We start from the raw sequence: 305 nt of genomic DNA on the forward strand, positions 1-305 counted from the left end.
CAACGCAATTTCACCGACCCGGAAAGCCGCATCCTGAAGACCAAGGACGGTTACATCCAGGGCTACAACGCCCAGGCCGCGGTCGATGGTGCCCATCAGATCATCGTGGCGCAGACGCTGACCAGTTCCTCCAGCGATCAGGCGCAACTGGCGCCGTTGCTCGACGGGATCAGGGCCAATCTGGGGACCAATCCCGACGAAGTATCGGCCGACGCCGGCTACTGCTCCGCCGCCAATCTTCGCACGATCAAACGGCGGCGCATCGAGGGCTACATCGCCACCGGAAGGCAGAAGCACGGCACCAA

General features: G+C 63.0%; 1 protein-coding gene. It reads left to right on the forward strand.

The window, feature by feature from the left end; genetic code table 11:
• A partial coding sequence (locus KIP88_RS46255; RefSeq protein WP_214494692.1) for a transposase occupies positions 1–305 on the forward strand: 305 nt, incomplete at both ends.

Origin of the sequence: Bradyrhizobium sp. SRL28, assembly GCF_018596315.1 — a bacterium.
Classification (GTDB): Bacteria; Pseudomonadota; Alphaproteobacteria; order Rhizobiales; family Xanthobacteraceae; genus Bradyrhizobium.